Source organism: Enterobacteriaceae endosymbiont of Donacia piscatrix (genome assembly GCF_012569525.1).
GTDB lineage: Bacteria > Pseudomonadota > Gammaproteobacteria > Enterobacterales > Enterobacteriaceae.
The window spans coordinates 228195-230186 of record NZ_CP046200.1; the positions used below are offsets into that span (position 1 = coordinate 228195).

Sequence of the window (1992 nt, forward strand, 5' to 3'; positions counted from 1 at the left end):
CTGCCTTGATAATTTCCTATAGGTTGATGTATCATTATTCTGGAATGAGGCAAACAAAATCTTTTATTTTTTTTACCAGAAGATAACAAAAAAGCAGCCATAGAACATGCTTGACCTATACATAATGTACTAATATCTGATTTTACAAATTGCATAGTGTCATAAATAGACATTCCTGATGTAATAATACCTCCAGGACTATTTATGTAAATAAAAATATCTTTATTAGAATCTTCTGAATCTAAAAATAAAATTTGAGCAACTATTAAATTAGCCATATTATCTTCAATAGGACCTGTAAGAAAAATAATACGCTCTTTTAAAAGTCTAGAAAAAATATCATATGATCGTTCTCCTTGAGAAGTATTTTCAATTACAATTGGAATTGTATTAAAGTAATTATTTTTAATAATCTGATTATTTTTTTTATATAACATTATTATCCTTTGATAAAAAATAATTTTATAATTTTACAAAATTTTATTTTTTTTAATTTTTTTCCATTCATTTAGTGTATAAGTATATAATGAAAGTGAATGAATATTATTTATGTTATTTCCTATAATATGATATATTAATTTATGACGACTAATTAATGATTGGTTTATAAAATTATTACTTACAATAGTAATTTCTAAATAACTTATTATTTTTTCTTTTTTAGATTGATTATTATCATTAATTTTAAAATATATGGGTTGTAATTGAAATATTATTTTATTTTTTATATTTTCTATGATCATTATCATATATCCAAAATTTATAATTATTATAATTTAAAATATATTTTTTATTAATGATAAAATATTTTAATTTTTAATAGAATTAATTGTATTTTTATAAAATAAATTTTAATGTTTAGATATCACTAATTTTCTAATATTAGAACTAGTAATTAATATATTTGAAGAATTTCTATAATTATAATTATTAATGAAATCAGTTATTAATCCCCCAGCTTCTTTAACCACTAATTCTCCAGCAAGTAAATAATAAAAATTTTTTACATTATTATTTATATAACAATCAATTTTATTTGCAGCTAAATATGCTAAATCTAAAGATATACATCCACTAATCCTTAATGAAATTAAATTTTTTTTAAAAAAATATATTAAATTAATATTCGTTTTATTAGAAAAAAAATAACTATTATTTAAAGCAAATAACAAATTTTTTTGTTTTATGTAATTATTACAACGTAATTTATACCCATTTAATTGAGCATTTTGACCTCTTATAGCTGTAAATAAATCATTTTTTAATGGATCATATATTAAAGAAATTATTGTTTTATCCTTTATACAAATAGCAATAGATATTGAAAAATGAGGTATTTTTTTAAAAAAATTCATAATTCCATCTAAGGGATTTATAATCCATATGGTTTTTTTATAATTAAAAATTAAAAAACTTTCTTTATATACAATAATAATATTTTGTGCATATATTTTATAAAATATTTTAGTAATCATATTATTTAAATTTTTATAAATTTTTTTTATAAAAATATTAGTATCATAATTATCATTATGATTTATATTGATATTATGAATTTCATAATTTTTAATAATTATATTACCAATATTACGAATTATACGTATAGCAATATTAAGCATTGGTTGCATGTATTATTTCTCATATATATTATGAATTAAATAATTAAATAATAGATTTATGTTTATTTTATAATAAAAAACTAATATTTTAAATATTTTTTATAAAAAATATTTTATGTAATAAACATTGTTTTTTAAAAAAACAATGTTTATTATTTAAAATAAATATTTTTAAAATGTTAATTTTATTATGTTACAAATTACAAAATTAGCTCAAAAACATTTTTTAGAATTATTATCTAAAAAAAATAAAAATACATTCATTAAAATTTCAGTTTTTTTTAAAAAAAATATATTTAAAGGAAAAATTACTTTTTGTAATATCAAAACAATAAAAAAAAATGATATTAAATTAAATTTTCATATGTTAAAG

Annotated in this window: 4 protein-coding genes; 1 reads left to right on the plus strand and 3 read right to left on the minus strand. The window is 16.3% G+C overall.

All coding sequences use genetic code 11. The features are described from left to right. The 3 genes from GJT96_RS01065 to GJT96_RS01075 form a co-directional block, all read right to left on the minus strand. The coding region (locus GJT96_RS01065) for an ATP-dependent Clp protease proteolytic subunit (RefSeq protein ID WP_169780392.1) at positions 1–437 on the minus strand (437 nt) is incomplete at its 3' end. Between the two features lie 33 nt (positions 438–470). Then, positions 471–743 carry a BolA/IbaG family iron-sulfur metabolism protein gene (locus tag GJT96_RS01070; protein ID WP_169780393.1) on the minus strand — a complete coding sequence of 91 codons (273 nt, stop codon included), beginning with the start codon at positions 741–743 and terminating at the stop codon, positions 471–473. Positions 744–851: 108 nt separating this feature from the next. After that, entirely contained in the window at positions 852–1628 is a 777-nt protein-coding gene (locus tag GJT96_RS01075; protein WP_247646097.1) for an inositol monophosphatase family protein, read from the minus strand. A gap of 181 nt (positions 1629–1809) precedes the next feature. On the opposite strand from GJT96_RS01075, the gene GJT96_RS01080 reads away from it, so the two are divergent. Next, positions 1810–1992 (plus strand): hypothetical protein (locus GJT96_RS01080; protein ID WP_169780394.1); only part of this gene is annotated, 183 nt, incomplete at its 3' end.

What these genes read in the sequence shown, in the direction of transcription:
- GJT96_RS01070 (WP_169780393.1), bottom strand. Translation starts at nt 743, where the DNA reads ATGATCATAGAAAATATAAAAAATAAAATAATATTTCAATTACAACCC.
- GJT96_RS01075 (WP_247646097.1), bottom strand. Translation starts at nt 1,628, where the DNA reads ATGCAACCAATGCTTAATATTGCTATACGTATAATTCGTAATATTGGT.